Consider the following 22,896-nt stretch of genomic DNA (forward strand, 5'->3'; position numbering starts at 1 on the left):
CCCGCCCCCCCCCCCCCCCCCCCCCCCCCCCCCCCCCCCCCCCCCCCCCCCCCCCCCCCCCCCGCCCCCCCCCCCCCCCCCCCACCCCCCCCCCCCCCCCCCCCCCCCCCCCCCCCCCCCCCCCGGGTCGGCCGCGTCACTGCAGGGCGGCGGCGACCTGCCCGTCGACGGCGGACTGCACGGCGGAGGTGCCGCCGAAGACCAGCGCGCGGGTGACCTCGGAGCCCTTGCCGCGGGCGTCCCGCTGCAGGGCGCGCAGGGCCTCGGTGGTCGCGCCGGGCAGCCCGCCGGGCTGGGTGAGCAGCAGCGGGCCGCCGCCGTAGGCCAGCAGCGCGGACCCGGACAGCGCGTCGGCCCAGCCCTCACCGGTGGCGATGCCGACGATGGTCGTGGCGTCGGTGAAGAAGGCGGTGGAGCTGAACTGCTCGGCCACCAGCGCGGAGGTGGCGTAGCGGTCGCTGCCGCTGAGCTGGCCCCAGCCGCTCTGCCCGGCGGAGGCCACCGCGGTGACGGCCGCGCCGCCGATGGCGACCTTGGTGGAGAAGGAGCGCCCGGCCAGGTAGTCGGAGGTGGCCCGGCCGAGGGTGGTGCCGTCCGAGAGCAGGACCACGCCGATGCTGCGCCCGGAGGCCTTGTCGACGACGCCCATGAGCGCGCCGGCCGAGAGCCCGTCGGGGAAGTTGCGGCCGGTGACCACGGCCACGGTCTTGGCCTGGGGCAGCAGCTTGGCGACCTCGACGGCCGTGGCGTAGCGGTCGCTCCCGGAGACGCGCTGGACGCGGCCGACCTTGCCGAGGGCGTCGACCTGGGCGGCGACGGCGGGCGAGAGGGCCGCGTCGCCGCCGAGCAGGTAGACGGTGCCGTCCTGGCGCAGCACGTCCTGGATCGTGGCGGCGACCGCGCCGTCGAGGGCGCCGGAGCCGGTCAGCAGCAGCGGGCCGCCGACGTCGGAGGCCAGCGGGGCCGCGGCGAGGGAGTCGGCGTAGTTGTCCGCGCGCGCCAGCACGACGGCGGCGGCCTGGCCGCCGCTGAAGGACTTGGCGGAGGCGATGGCCGTCCCGATGCGGTCGGAGCCGAAGACGCGGCTGACCGAGGCGGCCTTCAGCTCGACCTCGCGGGGGGCGGGGTTCGCCGTGGCGGGGGCGGCGGCCGTGAGGACCGCCGCGCCGGCGGCGAGAGCGGCCGCGAGGCCGAGGGTGCGGGGACGCAAGCGCATGGTGACCTTCCGGTGGGACGTGCCGTGCCTTCCACCTCGACCCCTCACGGCCGATGCTTGAGCGACAGACTGTCACGACCTGCACGCGACTTTCACTCTCCCGGCCCAGGACCGCCGCCCCGGCGCCCCCGCCCGGGCGCGACTGTTCTCTCAGCGCACCCGGGCCGCTACTGTGCGCGGCATGCGGATGACTGTCATCGGGTGTGGGTACCTCGGCGCCGTCCATGCGGCCTGCATGGCCGAGCTGGGGCACGAGGTCATCGGGATCGACGTCGACCCTGAGAAGGTCGCGGCCCTGCAGGCCGCTCGTGCGCCGTTCTTCGAGCCGGGCCTGCCCGAGCTGCTCGAGCGCACCATGGCCACCGGCCGCCTGAGGTTCACCACCGACATGGCCGAGGCGGCCGGCTCGGCGGTGCACTTCGTGTGCGTGGGCACGCCCCAGAAGAAGGGCGAGTTCGCCGCCGACATGAAGTACGTGGACTCGGCCGTCGACGCGCTGCTGGAGCACGTGGGCGCCGGTGAGCTGGTCGTCGGCAAGTCCACCGTCCCGGTCGGCACCGCCGCCCGGCTGGCGGCCAAGGTCGCCGCCCGCGAGCCCGGTGCGGCGCTGGCCTGGAACCCCGAGTTCCTGCGCGAGGGCCACGCGGTGGAGGACACGCTGACCCCCGACCGCCTCGTCTACGGCGTGGAGGGCGGCGCCGAGACCGAGCAGGGCCGGCGGGCCAAGGCGCTGCTGGACGAGGTCTACGCCACCCCGCTCAAGCGCGGCACCCCGCTCATCGTCACCGACTACCAGACCGCCGAGCTGGTCAAGGTCGCGGCGAACTCCTTCCTGGCCACCAAGATCTCCTTCATCAACGCGATGGCGGAGCTGTGCGAGAAGGTCAACGCCGACGTCACGCAGCTGGCGGACGCCATCGGCCACGACGACCGCATCGGGCGCAAGTTCCTCAACGCCGGCCTCGGCTTCGGCGGCGGCTGCCTGCCCAAGGACATCCGCGCCTTCATGGCCCGCGCCGGCGAGCTGGGCGCCGACCAGACGCTGACGTTCCTGCGCGAGGTCGACTCGATCAACATGCGCCGCCGCATCCGCATGGTGGACCTGGCCCGCGAGGTCTGCGACGGCTCGCTCATCGGCAAGCGCGTGGCCGTCCTGGGCGCGGCCTTCAAGCCGCTGTCGGACGACATCCGCGACAGCCCCGCCCTCAACGTGGCCGCGCAGATCCGCCTGCAGGGCGGTGACGTCGTCCTCACCGACCCGGCCGCGCTGGACAACGCGCGCAAGTCGGTGCCGGACATCTCCTTCGCGGAGACCGTCGAGGACACCGTGCGCGGCGCCGACGTCGTGCTGCTGCTGACCGAGTGGAAGCAGTACCGCGACCTGGAGCCGGCCACGATCTCCGGGCTGGTCAAGGAGAAGCGCATCCTCGACGGCCGCAACGCCCTCGACCCGGCCCGCTGGCGCGCCGCCGGCTGGACCTACCGCGCGCTGGGCCGCCCGCGCGCCTGACCGCCCTCCCCCGCGGTGATCTCGCTCCAGGCGCTGGGCGCCTGGCTCCAGGTGCACCGTGCGAGATCACCGCGGGGGACCGCCGCGGGGTGGTCGGCGCGGGCCGGATGTGAGGAGCCCGTCGAGATCCCCCGGGCGTCCGGCGTGTGCTCGCCGAGCTGACCCGCTGCACCCGCCCCCGGCCCTACGGTGGAGCCATGCCCGAGGAGCCGCCCCAGCCCGCCGAGCAGCCCTCGCGCCCGGTGGCCGAGGGATGGCACTCCACGACCTACGGCCGTCCCGCCCGCCGGGCGCCGCGCCGCCCGGACCAGCACGCCGGTGAGCGGCCGGCCGCCCAGGCCCCCGGCCGCGAGCAGCGCCTGGCCGAGCTGCGCCGCCCCGCACCGCGGCACCCGCAGCAGCCGCGGCCCGCCGCGCAACCCGCCCCGCGCCCGGCGTCCCCGCGGCCGCCGGCGGGGTCCGCCCCGCGCCGGCGCCCGCACGTGCGCCGCCGCCGCCTCCTGGCCGCCGCGGCGCTCGTCGTGGTGCTCGTCGTCGTCTACCCGTTCGCGCTGGGCTGGCGCGGCTGGTCCTCGGTGCACCAGGTCGCCGCGACGGCCGGCGGGCAGCGCCCCGCGGCCACCCCGGGGACGACGTTCCTCATCGTCGGCAGCGACTCGCGCGACGGCCTGAGCCAGGAGGAGATCGCCGAGTACTCCGCCGGCGGCGACGACATCTCCGGTCAGCGCACCGACACGATCATGCTGCTGCACGTCCCCGACGGCGGCGGGCCCGCGGTGCTGGTGAGCATCCCCCGCGACTCCTACGTCCCGATCCCCGGCCACGACAGCAACAAGATCAACGCGGCGTTCTCCATCGGCGGCGCGCCGCTGCTGCTGGAGACGGTCGAGCAGGTCTCGGGCCTGCGGGTCGACCACTACGTCGAGACGGGTTTCGGCGGGTTCGCGCAGGTCGTCGACGCCGTCGGCGGGGTCGAGATGTGCCCGGCCCAGGCCGTCGACGACGTGCGCGCCGGGCTCGACATCCCCGCCGGCTGCCAGACGATGGACGGCAGGACGGCCCTCGGCTACGCGCGCTACCGCTACAGCGACGTCCTGGGCGACCTCGGCCGCGCGAACCGGCAGCGCGAGCTGCTCGCGGCGATCGTGGCGAAGGCCTCCAGCCCGGCGGCGCTGCTCAACCCCTTCCGGGCCTTCCCGCTGGCCTCGGCCGGGGGTGGCGCGGTGACCCTGGACGAGGGGGCCTCCGTCCTCGACCTCGTGACGTTCCTGCGCGGCATGCGCGCCGCGACGAGCACCGACGGGATCTCGATGACCGTCCCGGTCGCGGACACGGCGCTGCGCACCCGCCACGGCGTGGCGGTGAAGTGGAACACCGAGCAGGCGCTGGAGATGTTCGACGACCTCAAGCGCGACGACACCGAGGCGCTGCGCACGCTCACCGCCTCCTGAGCCGCCCCCGGGGGTCCCGGACGCACTGCGGCCCCGCCGACCGGCAGGTCGACGGGGCCGCAGCGGTGGTGCGGGGTGGTGCGGGGTGGTGCGGGTGGCCTCAGAACAGGGAGACGGCCGCCTGGGCGTTCACCACGCCCGCGCCGTAGAACCCGTTGTCGTCGGTGGGACCCGCGCAGGTGGCGGTGCTGACGAGCTCACCGGCGGTCGCGGAGACCCGGCGGTAGGTGTACTCGGCGGGGACGGGGCACGCGGTGTCCGTGGCCGAGCCCAGCAGGGCCGCCTCGGTGATGTCCGGGTCGAGGGTCAGGGTGCCCGGGTGGGCGGGGTCGGGCCGGCCGTACTCGCTGACGATGAGGGCGGCGACACCGGCGGCGTGCGGGGACGCCATCGAGGTGCCCTGCGCGTACTGGTAGTACGCGTCCTCCCCGTCCGCGGTGGTCTCGCGGACGACGAACGGGCTGGTGGGCTCGCCGTCCTCGTCGATGGCGCCCTCGGCGATCGCGACGTTCTCGGGGTAGGCGCCGAGGACCTGGCCGAGCGGGCTGACCCGGTTGTTCGGGGTGTCGTAGGCGTCGCCGCCGGGGGCGGCGACGTCGGACTGCTCGGTGCCGTAGTTGGAGTAGTACGCCTTGCGGCCGGACGGGCCGGTGGAGTTCACGGTGACGACGCCGTTGCTCTCGGCGGGCACGTCGAGGCAGGTGGCGTTGTCGATGGTGCGCTCGCGGGCGTCGGCGGGGTTGCCCTCGGCGTCCAGCGGGTAGTCCGGGCTGGAGGTGTCGACACCGGGGTTCCCGAGGTCGGTGGCGTCGTTGCCGGACGCGGAGACCGGCAGGACGCCCTTGCTGCGCGCGTAGTCGATGGCGCGCTGGACCGAGGCGACGATGACGCGCTGCTGCTGCTGCTCCTCCGGGGAGTCGGCCGGGTTGGCCTGGCAGTTGTACAGCCACGGGTCGACGTAGAAGCTCATGTTGATGACGTCGATGCCGGCGTCGGCGGCGTAGGTGATGGCGTCCAGCGTGGGCTGCAGGAAGAAGAACCCGGAGTCCTGGCCGGCGCGGATGTTGACGAGGTTCACGTTCGGCGCGACACCGGCGATGCCGATGCCGTTGATCGGGGAACCGATGGAGCTGGCGACGTGGGTGCCGTGCCCGCCCTCGTCGACGTCGGCCGGGTCGACGCAGCCCTCGACCTCGCAGGGACCGTCGATGTCGGGCATGTCGGTGACGAAGTTGCGGCTGAGCTCGGCGTCGAAGTTCGGCGCGATGTCCGGGTGGGAGCCGTCGACACCGGTGTCGATGACGCCGACGCTGACCTTCTTGCTGCCCGGCTGGGTGGCGTAGCTGCCCTCGGCGGTGGCGCCGATGGCCCGCATGTCCCACTGCAGGGACGCGAGCGGTTCCTCGGTGGGCTTGCGCGCCGCGAGCGCCTTGAGCGAGACGTCGCCGGTGACCTCGGCGCGCTCGGCCGCGGTGAGGCGCTCGATGGCGTCGTCGTCGTTGACAGCGTCCCGGGGGGCGGTGCCGATGCTGCGGTTGGCCGCGGCGCCGACGAGACCGGCGGCGGCGCCGGTCTTCTCGGTGAAGTCCGCCGAACCGCTGGTGACGACGGCGTAGCCGACCTCGGCGTTGCTGGACAGGACGGTGCCGCCGGCGGCGGCGATCTGGGCGCGGGCCATCGCGTCGGTCGTGCCCTCGTCGTAGAGGACGACGTAGCTGGTCTCGCCGGTCGTGGCCGTGGTGCTGTCGGTGGTGCTCGCGTCGGTGGTGTCCGCGGACGAGGCGGTCTGCGTCACCGCGAAGGTGGTCGCGAGGAGCGTGACGCTCAGCGCGGAGGAAAGGACGATCTTGCGCACGTGGTCTCCTGCCTGGTCGGGTGGAACCCGGCCGAGTGTGGTGTCCGCAGTGCCCACGGACAAGGGGCCACGCTGAACTTCTTGCGACCACGCGGACACGGAGCGCAGCACAGGTGCCACCGGTCGGGTGTCCCGCCGGCACCCCGGCCGCCTCCGGGGCGGCACCCTCAGCGGCGCACCAGGTCCACCAGCAGCCCGAACAGCCGCTCGCCGTCCAGCCGCAGCCCGTCGTGCTGGTACTCGTTCGTCACGAACGTCCGCAGCCCCCGCACGGCCCGCGCGGTGGCGCGGCTGGAGGCGTACGGCACGAACATGTCGTCGACGTAGACGGCGGCCGCGACGGGGACGGTGTTCTCGGCGAGGACCTCGGGGTCGTAGAGGGCGGGCAGCCCCTCGCGCGCGGCCAGCAGCTCGGCGGCCCCGCGCAGCGGCACGAGCGCGGGGTCCTCCTCGAACTGCCAGGGGTAGACGTGCTCGCCGGTGAAGGCGAACCGCGGGGCGTCGAGGGCGAACCCGGCGAACTCGTCGCGGACGCGGTGCGCGGCCCAGCGCGTGGCGGCGCCCTGCGCGTAGATGCTCTCGTGGACGAGCGCGTACAGCGGGTCGGCGGCGAAGGACAGCCGGCGGCCCGCCTCGAGCAGGAAGCGCTCGCGCAGCCGGCGCGTGCCGCGCACGGTGGTGAACGGGTCCTCCAGCACGAAGTGCAGCGCGTCGAAGCCCGACGCCTGGCCCAGCGCGGCCCCCAGCGTGCGGAAGCGGCGCGAGGACAGCCGCTCCCCCGTGGGCAGCAGCTCCTCCTCGCCGTCGAGGTGGTCGGCGACCGCCTGCGCTGTCGCGGCGTCGCGCGGGTAGCGGGCGGAGAACTCCTCGTTGCGCAGCGCCGTCTGCGCGTAGGTGGCGCGGTAGACGTCCTCGGCGCTCGTGGTCAGCCCCGGCAGCCCGGCGGTGATGAAGACCTCCCGCAGCCCCTGCGGGGCCTGGGAGAGGTAGGTGGTCAGGCAGAACCCGCCGTAGCTCTGGCCCAGCGCCGACCACGGCTCGTCGCCGAGCTCGCGCCGCAGGGCCTCGGCGTCGGCGACGATCGCGTCGGCGCGGAAGTGCGTCAGCAGCTCCGCCTGCGCGGCGGCGTCGCCGACCCCGGGCAGGCTCTGGCGGTCCAGCGGGGTGGAGCGGCCGGTGCCGCGCTGGTCGAGCAGGACGACGCGGTACTCCGACAGCGCCCGCTGCAGCCAGCCGCCGACGACGTCCGGGCGCGGCGCGGGGTGGCCCGGACCGCCCTGGAAGAACACCAGCCGGGGCGCGCCCTCGCGGCCGGTGCGCACGTACTCGCGGGCGAACACCTCGATCGTGCCGGGCACCGCCCCGGTGCGGTCGAGCGGGACGGTGACGACGTGCTCGTGCACGTCGTGCCCGTCGACGTGGTGGGACTCGGTGGTCAGCGGCACCCCGCGACGCTACCCCGCGGGGGCGCCGGTCTCAGCCGCCGAAGCCGACGCCGCTGCGCCGGGTGCGGGCGCGCAGCGTCGAGCCCTTGTCGAAGGCGACCTGGCGCAGGGAGTCCTGGAACTCCACCATCCGCGCGCGCAGCTCCGGGTCGGTGGCGGCGAGGATCCGCACGGCGAGCAGGCCCGCGTTGCGCGCCCCGCCGATGGACACCGTCGCGACGGGGACGCCGGCGGGCATCTGCACGATCGACAGCAGCGAGTCCATCCCGTCCAGGTGGCGCAGCGGCACGGGCACGCCGACGACCGGCAGCGGGGTGACGCTGGCGAGCATCCCCGGCAGGTGCGCGGCGCCGCCGGCGCCGGCGATCACCACCTGCAGCCCGCGCTCGGCCGCCGAGGCTCCCCAGGCGACCATGTCGTGCGGCATCCGGTGGGCCGAGACGACGTCGACCTCGTGGGGCACCTCGAACTCGTCGAGGGCCTTGGCGGCCTCCTCCATGACCGGCCAGTCGGAGTCGGACCCCATGACCAGGCCCACCCGGGCCGCACCTCGTGCGCTCACTCGTCGATCTCCCCCGCGATGAAGGCCGCCGCGTGCCGGGCACGCGCGCGGACGGTGTCCAGGTCCTCGCCGTAGGCGGTGACGTGCCCGAGCTTGCGGCCGGGCCGCTGCTCCTTGCCGTACAGGTGCACCTTGACGGCCGGGTCGTGCGCCATCACGTGCAGGTACGAGCGGTACAGGTCCTCGTGGCGGGCCTCGATCCGCCGCGGGCCCAGCACGTTGACCATGACCGTCCACGGCGCGCGCGGCTGCGTCGAGCCCAGCGGCAGGTCGAGGACGGCGCGCAGGTGGTTCTCGAACTGGCTGGTCACCGCGCCGTCGATGCTCCAGTGCCCGGAGTTGTGCGGGCGCATCGCCAGCTCGTTGACGAGGACCTCGGGCCGCCCGTCGCGCTCGACCTCGAACACCTCCACCGCCAGCACGCCGGTGACGCCCAGGCCGCCGGCGATGCGCAGCGCCACCTCGGTCAGCCGGGCCCCCAGGTCGGGGTCGAGGCCGGGCGCGGGGGCGGTCACCTCGTGGCAGACGCCGTCGCGCTGCACGGTCTCCACGACCGGCCACGCCGCGGCCTGCCCCGACGGGCTGCGCACCACGAGCGCGGCCAGCTCGCGGGTGAAGGCCACGTGCTCCTCGGCCAGCAGCCCGCCGCGGCCGGCCCAGTCGGCCAGCCACGCGTCGGCCGTGGCCCACCCGGCGTCGGCGGGGCCGTCGAGGACGAGCACGCCCTTGCCGTCGTAGCCGCCGCGCGGGGTCTTCAGCACGACCGGCCAGCCGGCCTGCGCGGCGAACGCCTCGACGGCGGCGCGGTCGGCCACCCGCGCCCAGCGCGGGCACGGCACGCCGAGGGCGGTGAGCCGCTCGCGCATGACGACCTTGTCCTGGGCGTGCACGAGGGCGTCCGCCCCCGGCTGCACGCTGGTCACCCCGGCCATCGCGCGCAGCCCCTCGCCGGGCACGTGCTCGTGGTCGAAGGTGACGGCGTCGCACTCGGCGGCGAAGGCGACCAGGGCCTCCAGGTCGTCGGCCGCGCCGACCGGCGCGGGGGTGATCACCTGGGCCGCGCTGGTGCCGGGCCCCTCGGCGAGCACCCGCAGCCGCAGGCCCAGCGCGGTCGCGGCCGGCTGCATCATGCGGGCCAGCTGGCCGCCGCCGACGACGCCGACGACGGGGAAGCCGCCGGGACGGGCGTAGGGGGCCGGGTCCGGCCGGTCGTCGGTCCGGGGGCGTGGCGCGGGCGCGGTCGTCACGTCTGCCGAGGGTAGGCCACCGCGGCGGGTCGGGATGCCCGCGGTCGGGATGTGCGCCACCCTTGCCGGAGCCCCCGCGGACCGGCGGGGGGCAACCCATGGAGGGGGACGTTCGTGTTCACCGTGATCGCCTGCGTGGCGCTCGTCGTCATCGGCATCGTCGGAGCCATGAAGATGGAGGACCACCTCGACCCGTCGAAGACACGCTCCCGCTCCGAACGGTGACGTGGAGCCCGTTCCCAGCCTGACCCGTCAGACTGCGTGCTCCGCGCCCGATGGACACCCCGGGGCCCGGGGGCGACGCGCTGACGGAGAGGACGCTGTGACCGGCGAGGGAACGACCGACCAGCACACCGGCGACCAGCGGGGGCTGGTGCGCCGGCTGCGCGACACCTACGAGGTGCTGGTCCGCGAGGCGGCCAAGTTCGGGATCGTCGGCGGGGTCGCCTTCGTCACCGACTTCGGGATCTTCAACCTGCTGCGCTACGCGGGTCCCGAGGGCGTCGGCGTGCTGCACCACAAGCCGCTGACGGCGAACGTGATCTCCGTCGTGGTGAGCATCGTCGTGGCGTGGCTGGGCAACCGCTACTGGACCTTCCGCCACCGCCGGCGCGCCTCCGCACCGCGCGAGCTGGTGCTCTTCTTCCTCATGAACGGCGCCGGGCTGCTCATCTCCCTGGCGTGCCTGGCCTTCACGTACTACGTGCTGGACCTGCGCGGGCCGCTGGCCTCGAACATCTCCGCCAAGGTCGTCGGGGTCGCGCTCGGCACGCTCTTCCGCTGGTGGGCCTACCGCCGGTTCGTCTTCGTCGAGGAGCTGCGCGAGGAGGGCTGGGAGGCGCACCCCTCCCGGCGCACCGCGCCCCCGGCGCAGGACCCCCCGGCGCAGGACCCCCCGGCGCAGGACCCCCCGGCGCAGGGCGCCTCAGCGCCGGCGCAGGTGGACGACGTCCGCCGCCGCGAGGCGTCGCCGGGCGCCGCCTGAGTCCTCCACCACCAGCCGGCCGTCGTCCTCGACGTCGACGGCCCGCCCCTCCAGCGCGCTCCCGTCGGGCAGGTGGGCGCGCACCTGCGCGCCGATCGTCGCGCTGACCGCGCGGTAGGCCGGCAGCACCGGCTCCCCGGCCGCCCAGGCGTCCACGCGGGTGCGCAGCGCCCGCAGGTAGCGGCGCAGCACGGTGTCGCGGTCGGTGCTGCGCGCCCCGGCCAGCGCCAGCGAGGTGGCCGTGTCCACCGGCAGCTCGTCGGCGCGCAGCGAGACGTTGATCCCGGTCCCGAGGACGACGCGGTCGCCGCGGACCTCGGCCAGGACGCCGGCGACCTTCCCCGGCCGGTCGGGCCCCTCGAGCAGGACGTCGTTGGGCCACTTCAGCCGCGCCTGCACGCCCAGCGCCGTGAGCGCGTCCACGACGGCGGTGCCGGCGACCAGCGGCAGCAGCGGCCAGTCGGCCACGGGCCGGGAGGGGCGCAGCAGCACCGAGACGGCCAGGCCGGAGCGCGGCGGCGCGCTCCAGGTGCGCCCGAGCCGGCCGCGGCCGGCGTCCTGGTGGTCGGCGACGAGGACGCTGCCGTCGGGGGCGTCCTCGCGGGCGAGCAGGTCGGCGTTCGTGGAGCCGGTGCCGGCCACGACGTCCAGGGCGCTCCAGCCGCCGGGGCCGAGCAGGGCCCGGCGCAGCGGCAGGACCCGCAGCGGCGGGCGGTCCAGGTCGCTCCAGGGGCTGTCCACCCCGGCACGCTACGCGCGGCGGGTGAACCACCCGGCCCCCGGCGGCGTTGCACCGGTGACGCCGCGCCGCGCGACGACGCACCGACGACGCACCGACGACGCACCGGAGGCCCTCCGTGGACCGGACCCGACGCACCCCGCACCCCCCGGCCGGGACGGCGCTCAGCCGCCGCCGCGCCATCGCCGCCGCCGGCGCCCTGGGCGGCGCGTCCGCGCTCGCCGCGTGCGGCGCGGACGAGGGCGGCGGCAGCGCGAGCGCCACCACCGGCACCACCCCGCCCGCCACCGGCGAGGCCGCACCCGCCACCACCACCGGCGCCGCCACGGGCGCCGGGACGCCCGCGCTGACCGCCCTGTCGGCCGTGCCGGTCGGCTCGGCCGTCGTGGTCGAGGCCTCCGAGGGGGTGCCGGTCGTCGTGGCCCGGTCCGCCGAGGCGGAGGTGGTCGGCTTCTCGGCGCGCTGCACGCACCAGGGCTGCGCCGTGGTCGTCGCCGGCGCGGAGCTGGACTGCCCGTGCCACGGCTCGCGCTTCGACGTCCTCACCGGTGCCGTGCTGGCCGGCCCGGCCACGGACCCGCTGACCCCGTTCGCGGTGCGCCTGGAGGGGGACGCGGTGGTCGCGCAGGCCTGAACACGGGCCCGGGCGCAGGCCTGGGCACCCGCCCGGCGGGTGATTTCCCGAACGGCACCGCGATGTGGTGAGGTGTGCCTACCCTGACCGACCTCGCCCCGTGGAGATGCCGTGCGCCCGTCCCGCCGTTCCCTGCTGCTCGCCGCCCCCCTGACGGCCCTGGGCCTGACCGCCTGCGGCGGCGACGACGACACCGCGGACACCGCGGGCGCCGAGGGCCCGGCCACCGCTCCCGCGGCCGCCGGGCGGTTCCCCGTGACGGTCGAGCACGCCCTGGGCTCGACGACCGTCGAGGCCGAGCCGCAGCGCATCGTGTGCCTGGGCTGGGGCTCGCAGGACGTGCTGTGGGCGCTGGACCTGCAGCCGGTCGCCGTGCCCGAGGTCGCCTACGGCGCCCTCGAGGACGGCACGCTGCCGTGGTGGGAGGGGCACTTCGACGCCGCCACGACGCAGTTCCTGCCCAACCCGGACTCCGGCGAGGTGCCCTTCGAGCAGATCGCCGCGCTGGCGCCGGACCTGGTCCTCGCCGTCTACTCCGGCATCACCGAGACCGACTACGCCTCGCTGGCGAAGATCGCCCCCACCGTCGCCTACCCCGACCAGCCGTGGCTGACGACGTGGCAGGACCAGGCCACGATGATCGGCAGGGCCGTCGGCCGCTCCGCGCAGGCCGAGCGGCTGGTCTCCGACACCGAGGCCGACCTCGCCGAGCGCGCCGCCGCGAACCCGGACCTGCAGGGCAAGACGTTCAGCTACCTCTACGCCACCGACGCGAACCTGTCCGTCTACCTGCCCGGCGACCCGCGCGTGGACATGCTCCACGCGCTCGGCCTCGTCGACGCCCCGGGCGTCACCGCCCTCGCGCGGTCGACGCCGACCTTCTACGCCGAGGTCGCCAAGGAGCGCGTGCGCGACCTCGACAGCGACCTGGTCGTCGGCTACGGCGGGCAGACCCGCGAGCAGTTCGTCGCCGACCCGGTCTACTCGACGATGCCGGCCGTGGCTGCCGGCGCCATCGCCTGGCTGGACGACGAGAGCCTCGTCTCGGCCACGTCGGCGACGGTGCTCAACATCCCCTGGCAGCTGGACCGCCTCGTCCCGCTGCTCACCGCCGCGGCGCAGGCCTGAGGTCGGCCGCCCCCGCGGCGAGGCGGTGTCGCGGGGGCGCCCGGCGCTCCCTAGTGTCGGCGCGGTGGAGAGCACAGCGCGCACGCCCACGGCCGTCGACGCGGTCGCCGAGGAGCACTTCGCCACGACGCTGCGGCTGCAGCCGACCCTCGCGCTCTCGCTGGGGGTGCCCGACGCGGCACCGGGGCTGGGCGACCGCTCCCCCGCCGGGCTGGAGGCGCTCGCCGCCGCGAACCGCGCCACCCTGGCCGCGCTGGGCGCCACCCCCGTCGCCGACGACGTCGACCGGGTGACGGTGGCGGCGATGACCGACCGCCTCGACCTGGAGGTCGCGCTCCACGAGGCCGGCGAGACCCTGGCCGACCTCAACGTCATCGCCTCCCCCCTGCAGGACCTGCGCATGGTCTTCGACCTGCTGCCCACCGAGGGCCCCGACGACTGGGCCGTCGCCGCCGAGCGCCTGGCCGCCGTCCCCGCGGCCGTCGACGGCTACGTGCAGAGCCTGCGCGCGGCGGCCGCCGCGGGCCGGGTCGCGGCGCTGCGCCAGGTGCTGGCGTGCGCGGCGGAGGCCGAGTCCCACGCCGCCCCCGACGGCTTCTTCGCCACCTTCGCCGCCGGCCGCGGCGAGGGCGCCGAGCGCGCCGCGGCGCAGGCCGCCCGCGCCTACGCGCGGCTCGCGGAGTTCCTGCGCACCGAGCTGGCCGCGCGGGCGCCCGCCGCCGACGCCGTCGGCCCGGAGCGCTACGAGCTGCTCTCGCGCTGGTTCGTCGGCGCCCGCGTCGACCTCGCGGAGACCTACGCCTGGGGGCTGGATGAGGTCGCGCGGCTGCGCGCCGAGATGGCCGCCGTGGCGCGCGGCATCACCGGCACCGCGGACGTGGAGGCGGCCGCGGCCGCCCTCGACGCCGACCCCGGTGCCGTCATCACGGGGGCGGAGGACTTCCGCGCCTGGATGCAGGACCGCTCCGACGAGACGCTCGAGGCGCTGGACGGCACGCACTTCGACGTGCCCGCGCAGGTGCGCCGGCTGGAGTGCCGCATCGCACCGACGACCGGCGGCGGGATCTACTACACCGGCCCCAGCGAGGACTTCAGCCGCCCGGGCCGGATGTGGTGGGCGGTCCCGCCGGGGCAGACCACGTTCTCCACGTGGCGGGAGGCCACCACCGTCCACCACGAGGGGGTGCCGGGGCACCACCTGCAGATCGGGCAGACCGCCGTGCGCAGCGAGGTGCTCAACCGCTGGCGGCGGCAGGGCTGCTGGATCTCCGGGCACGGCGAGGGCTGGGCCCTGTACGCCGAGCGGCTCATGCAGGACCTGGGCTTCCTGCGCGGCCCCGGCGAGGTCCTCGGCATGCTCGACGCGCAGCTGCTGCGCGCCGGCCGCGTCGTGCTGGACGTCGGCGTGCACTGCGGCTTCCCGGCGCCCGAGGAGGTCGGCGGCGGCGCCTGGAGCTACGACAAGGCGTGGGCGTACCTGCGGTCGGTCTCCGGCAACCACCCCGACGTCCTGCGCTTCGAGCTGGACCGCTACCTCGGCTGGGCCGGGCAGGCCCCCAGCTACAAGGTCGGCGAGCGGCTGTGGACGGCGCTGCGCGAGGACGTCGCCGCCGCCGAGGGCGGCGCCTTCGACCTGAGGTCCTTCCACCGCAGGGCCCTCGACGTCGGCTCCGTCGGCCTGGACGTGCTGCGCTCGGCCCTGCTGGGAGCCTCCTGACCGCGTGGAACGATGGCGGGGTGACGTCGCTGCTGCTCGCCTCCGCCTCCCCCGCCCGCCTGGCCACCCTGCGCGCCGCCGGGCTGGACCCGGCGGTCCTCGTCTCCGGTGTCGACGAGCCCGCCGTCGTCACCCGCTACGGCGTCACCGAGGCCGAGGACGTCTGCCTGCTGCTGGCCAAGGCCAAGGCCGAGGACGTCGCCGGCCGCGACGAGGTCCCCGAGGACGCCCTCGTGCTCGGCTGCGACAGCGTGCTGGCCTTCGAGGGCGCCGACGGCGTCGTGCAGGTGCTCGGCAAGCCCGCCGACGCCGACGACGCCCGGGCCCGCTGGCGCGCCATGCGCGGGCGCAGCGGCGTGCTGCACACCGGGCACTGGCTGGTGGACGCCCGCGAGGACGGCTCCGGCGCGACGCTGGGCGGCGTGGCCAGCGTCACCGTCCACTTCGCGGACGTCACCGACGCCGAGGTCGAGGCCTACGTCGCCACCGGCGAGCCGCTCGCGGTGGCCGGCGCGTTCACCATCGACGGCCTCGGCGGGGCCTTCGTGCGCGGCGTCGAGGGCGACCCGCACGCCGTCGTGGGGGTCTCGCTGCCCCTGCTGCGCGACCTCGTGCGCGAAGCGGGGGTCCTCTGGACCGACTTGTGGGCCGCGCGCGGGTAGTCTCACCCCTCGTCCCACCCCCCGACGTGCCGGGGACCTGATCCCCACCTCGATGTTCGGAGACGCCGCATGACCTCCCCCGACCCGAAGCCGACCGCCGGTGCGACGGGCGACGCGGGAGGAGGGCGCGCCACGGGACCGGTGACCAAGGTCCTCGTGGCCAACCGCGGCGAGATCGCCGTCCGCGTCGTGCGCGCCGCCCGCGACAGCGGCATCGCCTCCGTCGCCGTCTACTCCGAGGGCGACCGCGACGCGCTGCACGTGCGGATGGCCGACGAGGCGTACGCGCTCGGCGGCACCAGCGCCAAGGAGTCCTACCTCGACGCCGCCAAGATCGTCGACGTGGCGCTGCGCGCGGGCGCGGACGCCGTCCACCCCGGCTACGGGTTCCTGTCGGAGAACGCCGCGTTCGCGCAGGCCGTCCTCGATGCGGGCCTGACGTGGATCGGCCCGCCGCCGGCGGCCATCGAGGCGCTCGGCGACAAGGTCTCCGCCCGCCACCTGGCCGCCCGCGCGGGCGCCCCGCTCGTGGCCGGCACCCCCGACCCGGTCGCCGGGCCCGAGGAGGTGCTGGCGTTCGTCGACACCCACGGCCTGCCGATCGCCATCAAGGCCGCCTACGGCGGCGGCGGGCGGGGGCTGAAGGTGGCCCGCGAGCGCGAGGACGTCCCCGAGCTGTTCGCCTCCGCCGTCCGCGAGGCCGAGGCCGCCTTCGGCCGCGGGGAGTGCTTCGTGGAGCGCTACCTGGACCGGCCCCGCCACGTCGAGACGCAGGTGCTGGCCGACGCCCACGGCGGCGCGGTCGTCGTCTCCACCCGCGACTGCACGCTGCAGCGGCGCCACCAGAAGCTCGTCGAGGAGGCGCCCGCGCCGTTCCTGACCCCCGAGCAGGACGCCGAGCTGCGCCGGGCGTCGCTGGCGATCGTGCGCGAGGCGGGCTACGTCGGCGCCGGCACGGTGGAGTTCCTCGTCGCCGCCGACGGCACGCTGGCCTTCCTGGAGGTCAACACCCGCCTGCAGGTCGAGCACCCGGTCACCGAGGAGGTCAGCGGCCTCGACCTCGTCGTCGAGCAGTTCCGCATCGCCCGCGGCGAGCACCTCGGCTACACCGAGGTCGCCGGCCGGGGCCACTCGATCGAGTTCCGCATCAACGGCGAGGACCCGGCCGCCGGGTTCCTGCCCCGCCCGGGCAAGCTCACCCGCTTCTCGCTGCCGACGGGGCCGGGGGTGCGGGTGGACACCGGCATCGACCCGCGCGCCGCGGCCGTCGACGGCGGGGTGGAGATCTCCCAGGACTTCGACTCGCTGCTGGCCAAGCTCGTCGTCACCGGCGCCACCCGCGAGCAGGCGCTGGCCCGCGCGGCCCGCGCGCTGGCGGAGTTCTCCGTGGAGGGCGTGCCGACGGTGCTGCCGTTCCACCGCGCGATCGTGACCGACCCGGCGTTCGCGGCCACCACGCCCGAGGGGTTCCGCGTCCACACCCGCTGGATCGAGACCGAGTTCGACGCCTCCACCCTGCCGGGTCCCGGCGCCCTGGAGGCCGGCGGAGAGCCTGCGGCGCACCGCGAGACGGTCGTCGTCGAGGTCGCCGGCAAGCGGCTGGAGGTCTCCTTCCCCGTCGAGCAGCTCAACGCCCAGCTCTCCCGCGCCGGTCACGAGATCTCCCGCGCCGGGGTGGCCACCGGTGCGGCGGTCGCCCGCGCCTACCGCTCGGCCACCCACCGCGGCAAGGGCCGGGGCAAGGGCAAGGCCGGCGGGTCCGCCGCGAACCCCGCGGCGCTGGTGACCCCGATGCAGGGCACGATCGTGAAGGTCCTCGTCGCCGACGGCGACACCGTGGCCGAGGGCGACCTCGTCGCGGTGCTGGAGGCCATGAAGATGGAGCAGCCGCTGCTGGCGCACCGCGCGGGGCGGATCAGCGGCCTGAGCGCCCAGCAGGGCGACACGACCACCACCGGCAGCGTCCTCTGCGAGATCGTCGACGCCTGAGCGGCACCCCGGCGCTCAGCGCCCCTCGACGCTCGCGTCCCCCACGGACGTGGTGATCCGCACCAGCCGGGGGGAGGCGGGGTCGGAGGCGACCTCGACCTGCTCGTCGCCCAGGCCGCTGTCCACCTCGACGCGGTAGGGGGTGGCGGCGGGCAACCGCACGCTCGCGTCCCCCGTCCCGGTGCGGACGTCGACCCGCTGCGGCGCGCTCTCGAGGTCCACCTCGACGTCGCCGGCGCCGGTGCTGGCCGCGAGGTCCTGCACCGCGCCCTCGACGTCGACGTCACCGGCGCCGGTGTCGACCACGAGCAGCTGCGCCTCGGCGCCGGACCAGTCGAGGTCGCCGACCCCGAGCTCGGTGCGCACCGCGGCGAAGGTCCCGCGGTAGCTCTGGTCGCCGGCGCCGGTGCGCACGTCCAGCTCCAGCGCCGGGTCCTCGGGCACGGTGACGACGTAGGAGACCTGGCACGGCGACAGCCAGCCGCCACCGCCGCAGGAGGAGGACAGCCGCAGGGCGCCGTCCACCAGCTCGGCGCTCGTGCTCGCGCGCGACCAGCCGTCGCGCACGGTGGTGGTCACCGTCAGCTCGCCCGTCGCGGGCCCGGTGCGCACGTCGACGTCCCCGTCGTCGCCGACGACGGTCAGCGTGCCGGCCACCTGCGCGAAGGCGTCGGTCCTCGTCGTGCTCGTCGCGGCCATCTCGCCCAGCGCGTCGGTGGCGGCGGCCGCGACGAGCACGGCGGCCGCGACGGCGAAGGCCGCCCGCCCGCGCGGGCGGCGGGCCGGCGCGGGCGCGGAGCCCACGGCGGGCGGGGCGGTGGGCGCGCTCACGGCCTGCCCCCCGCTCGCGCGGCCACCTCGAGGTGGCGCAGCACCGCCAGCACGCGGCGGTGGTCCCCGGTGTCCGGCGGCAGGCCGAGCTTGGCGAAGATGTTCGACACGTGCTTCTCCACCGCCTTGTCGGTGACGACGAGCCGGGCGGCGATCGCCGCGTTGGAGCGGCCCTCCGCCATCAGCTGCAGCACCTCCAGCTCCCGCGGGGTCAGCCGCTCCAGCGGGTCGTCGCGGGAGGCGCGGGACAGCAGCTGCGAGACCACCTCGGGGTCGACGGCCGTGCCGCCGGCCGCCACGCGCCGCAACGTCGAGACGAACTCGTCGACGTCGCCGACGCGGTCCTTCAGCAGGTAGCCCACCCCGCGGGTGCTGCCGCCGAGCAGCTCGGCGGCGTAGCGCTCCTCCACGTACTGCGAGAGCACGACCACCGCGGTGCCCGGGTGCCGGCTGCGCACGGCGATCGCCGCGCGCAGCCCCTCGTCGGTGAAGGTCGGCGGCATCCGCACGTCGGTGAGCACGAGGTCGGGCACGTGCTCGTCGGCCGCCCGCAGCAGGGCGTCCGCGTCCTCCACGGCGGCGACCACGTCGACCTCCTCCAGGCGCAGCAGCTGCACGAGCCCCTCGCGCAGCAGCACGGAGTCCTCGGCCAGGACGACGCGCATCAGCGGCCACCGCCCGCGTTCCACGGGACGCCGGCCTCCAGCACCGTCGGGCCGCCCCGGGGGCTGACCAGGTGCAGCCAGCCGTCGACCGCGGCGAGGCGGTCGCCGAGCCCGCGCAGGCCGCTGCCGCCGGAGGCCACCGTGCCCTCGGCCGGGGCGGCGCCGCCGACGCCGTCGTCGCTGACCCGCAGCCGCAGCAGGTCGCCGCCCCCGTCCGCCGCCGCGGCGCCCTCGCGCCACAGCTGCACCACCACGCGCGAGGCGCGGGCGTGCTTGGCGGTGTTCGTCAGGGCCTCGGAGACGCAGAAGTAGGCGATGGCCTCGGCCGTGGAGCTGGGCCGCTCGCTCGGCGGGAAGTGCACCTCGACGTCGACCACCGCGACCGGTGAGGCCGCGGCCAGCGCGGACAGGGCCGCGTCGAGCCCGCGGTCGGTGAGCACCGGGGGGTGGATGCCGCGCGCGACGTGGCGCATGTCGGAGATGGCGGCGCTGGCCGAGGTCCGGGCGGCCTCCAGGTGCTCGGAGGCGGCGTCGGGACCGCCGCGCTCCAGCGCCCGCTTGGCCATGCCCAGCTGCATGGCCAGCGAGACCAGCCGCTGCTGCGGTCCGTCGTGCAGGTCGCGCTCGATGCGGCGGCGCTCGGCCTCGACGGAGTCCACCGTGCGCTCGCGGGTGGAGGTGAGCACGTCCACCCGCCGGCGCAGCTCCGCCTCGCGCTCACCGCGGCCCGGGCCCAGGAGCGCCAGCGCCGTGAGGACCTCGACGGCGACCAGGGCGCGGGCCAGCACCGGCGCCACCACCAGCAGCAGCGCGCCCGCGAGGACGACGGCGAGCGCCGGGGCGCGCAGGGTGCCGGGGATGCCGTACGGCCAGCCGTACTCGCCGCCGTGGCCCAGCCCGGCGCTGGCGGAGGGGGCGAGCAGGGCCGCGATCCCGGTGGCCGACAGGGCGAGCACGAGGGTCCCGCCGGTCAGGCCCAGCGTGAGCAGGACGGCCAGGTGCCCGGCGGTGCGCCAGGAGCGCGCGTCCAGGACGAGGCGCCGCCAGGCCGGGCCGGGGGCCGCGCCGCGCACCGGGGCGGGCACGTGCACGTCGAGGACGGCGGCCAGCCGGTAGCGCTCCAGGCGCGAGCAGAGCGCGAGCAGCCGCCGCGCCGGCCAGAGGAGGAGGACGCCGACGCCGAGCACGGGCACGAGGGCCGTGCCCACGAGCAGCAGCACGAGCGCGGTCAGGTGCAGGCCGAAGACGACGAGGTGGAGCGTCAGGTGCACGACGGCCCACCAGCCCTCGGCCCAGCGCCGCAGCGGGGCGGCGGCCGCGGGCCGGTCCAGCGGAAGGGTGCTCACGTGCCGACCCTAGGGCGACCACCCCGCCCCGCGGGACGGTGCCCGCCCCCCGGTCCGTGGTGGGGCTGGCCCCACCACGGACCGGGGCGGGACGCCGCGGCGGCTGCCGCTCAGTCGCCCGTGACGTGCAGCTGCCGCGCGGCCTCGGCCAGGGAGCCGGTGAGCGAGGGGTAGACGGTGAAGGCGTGCGCGACGTCGTCGACGTTGAGCCGCTTCTCGACGGCCAGGGTCACCGGGAAGATGAGCTCGCTGGCCCGCGGCGCGACGACGACACCGCCGATGACGGTGCCGGACCCGGTGCGGCAGAACAGCTTCACGAACCCGTCGTGGATGCCCAGCATCTTCGCGCGCGCGTTCGTGGACAGCGGCAGCTTGACGATCTCGCCCTGCGCCTCGCCGGAGTCGATCTGGCCCTGCGTCCAGCCGACCGTGGCGATCTCGGGGGAGGTGAAGACGGTCGAGGCGACCGAGCGCAGCCGCAGCGGGGCCACGGTGTCGCCGAGGGCGTGCCACATGGCGATGCGTCCCTGCATGGCCGCCACCGATGCCAGCGGGAAGACGCCCGTGCAGTCGCCGGCCGCGTACACCCCGCGCGCGGAGGTGCGCGAGACCTTGTCGACGTCGATGTGCCCGGACTCCGAGGTCCAGATCCCCGCCTCCTCCAGCCCGATGCCGGAGGTGTTGGGGACCGCGCCGACGGCCACGATGCAGTGCGAGCCCTCCAGGGTGCGCCCGTCGGAGAGCGTCACGGTGACGGTGTCGCCGTGGCGGACGACCGCCTCCGCCCGCGAGCGGGAGACGACGTCCATGCCGCGGCGGCGGAAGACGCCCTCGAGGACCTCGGCGGCGTCGGCGTCCTCGCCGGGCAGGACGCGGTCGCGGGAGGAGACGAGGGTGACGTGCGCGCCGAGCGCGTCGTAGGCGTTGGCGAACTCGGCGCCGGTGACGCCGGAGCCGACGACGATCAGGTGCTCGGGCATCTCCCGCAGGTCGTAGACCTGCTTCCAGGTGAGGATGCGCTCGCCGTCCGGCTGCGCGGCGGGCAGCGTGCGGGGGCTGGAGCCGGTGCTGACGAGGACGACGTCGGCCTCGACGCGCGCGCCGGCGTCCTCGCCCTCCTCCACGACCAGCGCGCCGGGCCCGTCGAGGCGGCCGCGGCCGCAGAGGATCCGCACGCCCTCCTTCTCCAGGCGGGCGCGGATGTCGGCGGACTGGGCGCTCGCCAGCGCCTTGACCCGCTCGTTGATGCGGGCGAGGTCGACGCTCACCGAGCCGGTGGTGTCGTGGTCGCCGGTGCCGCCGCCGGGGAAGCGGACGCCGAGCTCGGAGGCCCCGCCGACGGTGGTCATGAGCTCGGCGGTGGCGATGAGGGTCTTGGAGGGGACGACGTCGGTGAGGACGGTCGAGCCGCCGAGGCCGTCGCGCTCGAGCACGGTGACCTCGGCGCCGAGCTGGGCGGCGACGAGGGCCGCCTCGTAGCCGCCGGGGCCTCCACCGAGGACGGCGACGCGCTGGGCCTTGGCCATGGGAGACGCACTGGTGGGACTCACGCCAGCATGCTCCCACTACCCTCTGACACCGTGCCCGCTTACGCCGCGTATGCCTCCAACCTCCACCCCGAGACGATGGCGCGCAAGGCTCCGCACTCGCCGCTGCGCTCCACGGGCTGGCTGACGGACTGGCGGCTGACCTTCGGCGGCGAGGACCGCAGCTGGGAGGGACCGATCGCGACCGTCGTGGAGGCGCCCGGCGACCAGGTGTACGTCGCCCTCTACGACATCACCGACAGCGACGAGGAGCGCCTCGACGCGGCCGAGGGCATGGGCATCGGGCTGTTCCGCAAGATCCGGGTGCGGGTGAAGACGCTGGACGGCGACGTGGTGGCGTGGACGTACGTCCTCGACGACTACGAGGGCGGGCTGCCGACGGCCCGCTACCTGGGCGGGCTGGCCGACGCCGCCGAGGCCGGCGGCGCCCCGCACGACTACGTCCTGGCCCTGCGGGCCCGGCCCTGCCGCTCCAACGACGCCTGAGGACGAGCCGTGACCAGCGCCCCCTCCCCCGCCGGCACCACCCCCACCGACCCGTTCGAGCTCGCGGCGCGGGCGGCGGCCCGCCTGGCCGAGCGCACCGGCGCGGGCACCCACGACGTCGCCCTCGTCCTGGGCTCGGGCTGGGCGGCCGCGGCTGACCGGCTCGGCGAGACCGTGGCGCAGTTCCCGGCGACGGAGCTGCCCGGCTTCAGCGCACCCGCGGTCGTCGGCCACGCCGGCCTCGTGCGCTCGATCGCCGTCGCCCGCGAGGGCGGCGCACCGCTGCGGGCGCTGGTGCTGCCCCGCACCCACGTCTACGAGGGCCGCGGGGTGCGCGCCGTCGCGCACGGCGTGCGGGTGGCCGCGGCGGCCGGCTGCCGCACGGTGGTGCTCACCAACGGCTGCGGCGGGCTGGACCCGGCCGTGCCGCCGGGCTCGCCCGTGCTGGTGGCCGACCACCTCAACCTCACCGGCGAGTCCCCGCTGGAGGGCGCGACGTTCGTCGACATGACCGACCTGTACTCCAGCCGGCTGCGCGCCCTGGCCCGCCGGGTGGACCCGGACCTGCCCGAGGGCGTCTACGCGCAGTTCCGCGGGCCGCAGTACGAGACGCCCGCGGAGGTCCGCATGGCCGGTGTCCTCGGCGCGCAGCTGGTGGGGATGTCCACCGGCCTGGAGGCCGTCGCCGCCCGCCACGCGGGGCTGGAGGTCCTCGGCTTCTCGCTCGTGACGAACCTGGCCGCCGGCGTCGGCGGCGAGCCGCTGTCGCACGAGGAGGTCCTGCAGGCCGGCCGGGAGGCGGCACCGCGCTGCGCGGCGCTGCTGGCCGGGGTCGTCCCGCTGCTGTGACGCGCGGCTCCCCCCGCACCACGGGGGGAGCC

At 76.2% G+C, this 22,896-nt stretch carries 20 protein-coding genes; 10 read left to right on the top strand and 10 right to left on the bottom strand.

Annotated elements, in window-relative coordinates:
* Positions 1-136: 136 nt before the first annotated feature.
* Entirely contained in the window at positions 137-1,216 is a 1,080-nt protein-coding gene (locus ACRYM2_RS18255) for a cell wall-binding repeat-containing protein (protein WP_432523855.1), read from the bottom strand.
* A gap of 181 nt (positions 1,217-1,397) precedes the next feature.
* Between ACRYM2_RS18255 and ACRYM2_RS18260 the strand changes: the two genes are divergently transcribed.
* Together ACRYM2_RS18260 and ACRYM2_RS18265 are read left to right on the top strand one after the other, a co-directional pair.
* Complete coding sequence (locus ACRYM2_RS18260) at positions 1,398-2,726, top strand: UDP-glucose dehydrogenase family protein (RefSeq protein WP_432523856.1); 1,329 nt, start codon at positions 1,398-1,400, stop codon at positions 2,724-2,726.
* Positions 2,727-2,923: 197 nt separating this feature from the next.
* On the top strand, positions 2,924-4,177 hold the full coding sequence (locus ACRYM2_RS18265) for an LCP family protein (protein ID WP_432523857.1): 1,254 nt from the start codon (positions 2,924-2,926) through the stop codon (positions 4,175-4,177).
* A gap of 100 nt (positions 4,178-4,277) precedes the next feature.
* Here ACRYM2_RS18265 and ACRYM2_RS18270 read toward each other — a convergent pair whose 3' ends face one another.
* From ACRYM2_RS18270 to ACRYM2_RS18285, 4 genes are all read right to left on the bottom strand, one after another.
* Positions 4,278-6,032: a S8 family serine peptidase gene (locus tag ACRYM2_RS18270; protein WP_432523858.1), complete on the bottom strand. Its 1,755-nt coding sequence runs from the start codon at positions 6,030-6,032 to the stop codon at positions 4,278-4,280.
* A 167-nt stretch (positions 6,033-6,199) separates the two neighbouring features.
* A complete protein-coding gene (locus ACRYM2_RS18275; protein WP_432523859.1) occupies positions 6,200-7,477 on the bottom strand; it encodes an alpha/beta fold hydrolase in 1,278 nt (425 codons plus the stop codon).
* Between the two features lie 31 nt (positions 7,478-7,508).
* Positions 7,509-8,039, bottom strand: coding sequence for a 5-(carboxyamino)imidazole ribonucleotide mutase (gene purE / locus ACRYM2_RS18280; RefSeq protein ID WP_432523860.1), 531 nt, complete (start codon positions 8,037-8,039; stop codon positions 7,509-7,511).
* Positions 8,036-9,286: a 5-(carboxyamino)imidazole ribonucleotide synthase gene (locus ACRYM2_RS18285; RefSeq protein WP_432523861.1), complete on the bottom strand. Its 1,251-nt coding sequence runs from the start codon at positions 9,284-9,286 to the stop codon at positions 8,036-8,038. The genes purE and ACRYM2_RS18285 overlap by 4 nt, the downstream gene beginning before the upstream one ends.
* Before the next feature lie 322 nt (positions 9,287-9,608).
* Between ACRYM2_RS18285 and ACRYM2_RS18290 the strand changes: the two genes are divergently transcribed.
* A complete protein-coding gene (locus tag ACRYM2_RS18290) occupies positions 9,609-10,271 on the top strand; it encodes a GtrA family protein (protein WP_432523862.1) in 663 nt (220 codons plus the stop codon).
* Here the strand turns inward: ACRYM2_RS18290 and ACRYM2_RS18295 are convergent.
* Positions 10,212-11,012, bottom strand: coding sequence for a biotin--[acetyl-CoA-carboxylase] ligase (locus ACRYM2_RS18295; protein ID WP_432523863.1), 801 nt, complete (start codon positions 11,010-11,012; stop codon positions 10,212-10,214). The two genes, ACRYM2_RS18290 and ACRYM2_RS18295, sit on opposite strands and share 60 nt — an antisense overlap.
* 116 nt (positions 11,013-11,128) lie before the next feature.
* Here ACRYM2_RS18295 and ACRYM2_RS18300 point away from each other — a divergent pair, with 116 nt between their 5' ends.
* The 5 genes from ACRYM2_RS18300 to ACRYM2_RS18320 all read left to right on the top strand — a co-directional run bounded on the left by ACRYM2_RS18300 (position 11,129) and on the right by ACRYM2_RS18320 (position 17,140).
* Positions 11,129-11,644, top strand: coding sequence for a QcrA and Rieske domain-containing protein (locus ACRYM2_RS18300; protein ID WP_432523864.1), 516 nt, complete (start codon positions 11,129-11,131; stop codon positions 11,642-11,644).
* A gap of 111 nt (positions 11,645-11,755) precedes the next feature.
* Entirely contained in the window at positions 11,756-12,772 is a 1,017-nt protein-coding gene (locus ACRYM2_RS18305) for an iron-siderophore ABC transporter substrate-binding protein (RefSeq protein WP_432523865.1), read from the top strand.
* Positions 12,773-12,836: 64 nt separating this feature from the next.
* The gene (locus ACRYM2_RS18310; RefSeq protein ID WP_432523866.1) at positions 12,837-14,489 is read left to right on the top strand and encodes a DUF885 domain-containing protein; all 1,653 of its coding nucleotides are present in this window, start codon (positions 12,837-12,839) and stop codon (positions 14,487-14,489) included.
* Positions 14,490-14,509: 20 nt separating this feature from the next.
* Entirely contained in the window at positions 14,510-15,151 is a 642-nt protein-coding gene (locus ACRYM2_RS18315) for a Maf family protein (protein ID WP_432523867.1), read from the top strand.
* 141 nt (positions 15,152-15,292) lie between these two features.
* Complete coding sequence (locus ACRYM2_RS18320; RefSeq protein WP_432523873.1) at positions 15,293-17,140, top strand: acetyl/propionyl/methylcrotonyl-CoA carboxylase subunit alpha; 1,848 nt, start codon at positions 15,293-15,295, stop codon at positions 17,138-17,140.
* Positions 17,141-17,155: 15 nt separating this feature from the next.
* Here ACRYM2_RS18320 and ACRYM2_RS18325 read toward each other — a convergent pair whose 3' ends face one another.
* From ACRYM2_RS18325 to ACRYM2_RS18340, 4 genes are all read right to left on the bottom strand, one after another.
* Positions 17,156-17,971, bottom strand: coding sequence for a DUF4097 family beta strand repeat-containing protein (locus ACRYM2_RS18325; RefSeq protein WP_432523868.1), 816 nt, complete (start codon positions 17,969-17,971; stop codon positions 17,156-17,158).
* The gene (locus ACRYM2_RS18330; RefSeq protein WP_432523869.1) at positions 17,968-18,636 is read right to left on the bottom strand and encodes a response regulator; all 669 of its coding nucleotides are present in this window, start codon (positions 18,634-18,636) and stop codon (positions 17,968-17,970) included. Before ACRYM2_RS18330 ends, ACRYM2_RS18325 begins: the two co-directional genes overlap by 4 nt.
* Positions 18,636-19,982 carry a sensor histidine kinase gene (locus tag ACRYM2_RS18335; protein WP_432523870.1) on the bottom strand — a complete coding sequence of 449 codons (1,347 nt, stop codon included), beginning with the start codon at positions 19,980-19,982 and terminating at the stop codon, positions 18,636-18,638. The genes ACRYM2_RS18330 and ACRYM2_RS18335 overlap by 1 nt, the downstream gene beginning before the upstream one ends.
* Before the next feature lie 110 nt (positions 19,983-20,092).
* A complete protein-coding gene (locus ACRYM2_RS18340; RefSeq protein WP_432523874.1) occupies positions 20,093-21,508 on the bottom strand; it encodes an NAD(P)H-quinone dehydrogenase in 1,416 nt (471 codons plus the stop codon).
* 54 nt (positions 21,509-21,562) lie between these two features.
* On the opposite strand from ACRYM2_RS18340, the gene ACRYM2_RS18345 reads away from it, so the two are divergent.
* Complete coding sequence (locus ACRYM2_RS18345; RefSeq protein WP_432523871.1) at positions 21,563-22,015, top strand: gamma-glutamylcyclotransferase family protein; 453 nt, start codon at positions 21,563-21,565, stop codon at positions 22,013-22,015.
* A gap of 9 nt (positions 22,016-22,024) precedes the next feature.
* Entirely contained in the window at positions 22,025-22,864 is an 840-nt protein-coding gene (locus ACRYM2_RS18350) for a purine-nucleoside phosphorylase (protein ID WP_432523872.1), read from the top strand.
* Positions 22,865-22,896 lie beyond the last annotated feature (32 nt).

The sequence above is a fragment of the Kineococcus aridisoli genome (assembly GCF_050871885.1).
GTDB lineage: Bacteria > Actinomycetota > Actinomycetes > Actinomycetales > Kineococcaceae > Kineococcus.

What these genes read in the sequence shown, in the direction of transcription:
- ACRYM2_RS18255 (WP_432523855.1), bottom strand. Translation starts at nt 1,216, where the DNA reads ATGCGCTTGCGTCCCCGCACCCTCGGCCTCGCGGCCGCTCTCGCCGCC.
- ACRYM2_RS18260 (WP_432523856.1), top strand. Translation starts at nt 1,398, where the DNA reads ATGCGGATGACTGTCATCGGGTGTGGGTACCTCGGCGCCGTCCATGCG.
- ACRYM2_RS18265 (WP_432523857.1), top strand. Translation starts at nt 2,924, where the DNA reads ATGCCCGAGGAGCCGCCCCAGCCCGCCGAGCAGCCCTCGCGCCCGGTG.
- ACRYM2_RS18330 (WP_432523869.1), bottom strand. Translation starts at nt 18,636, where the DNA reads ATGCGCGTCGTCCTGGCCGAGGACTCCGTGCTGCTGCGCGAGGGGCTC.
- ACRYM2_RS18340 (WP_432523874.1), bottom strand. Translation starts at nt 21,508, where the DNA reads ATGGCCAAGGCCCAGCGCGTCGCCGTCCTCGGTGGAGGCCCCGGCGGC.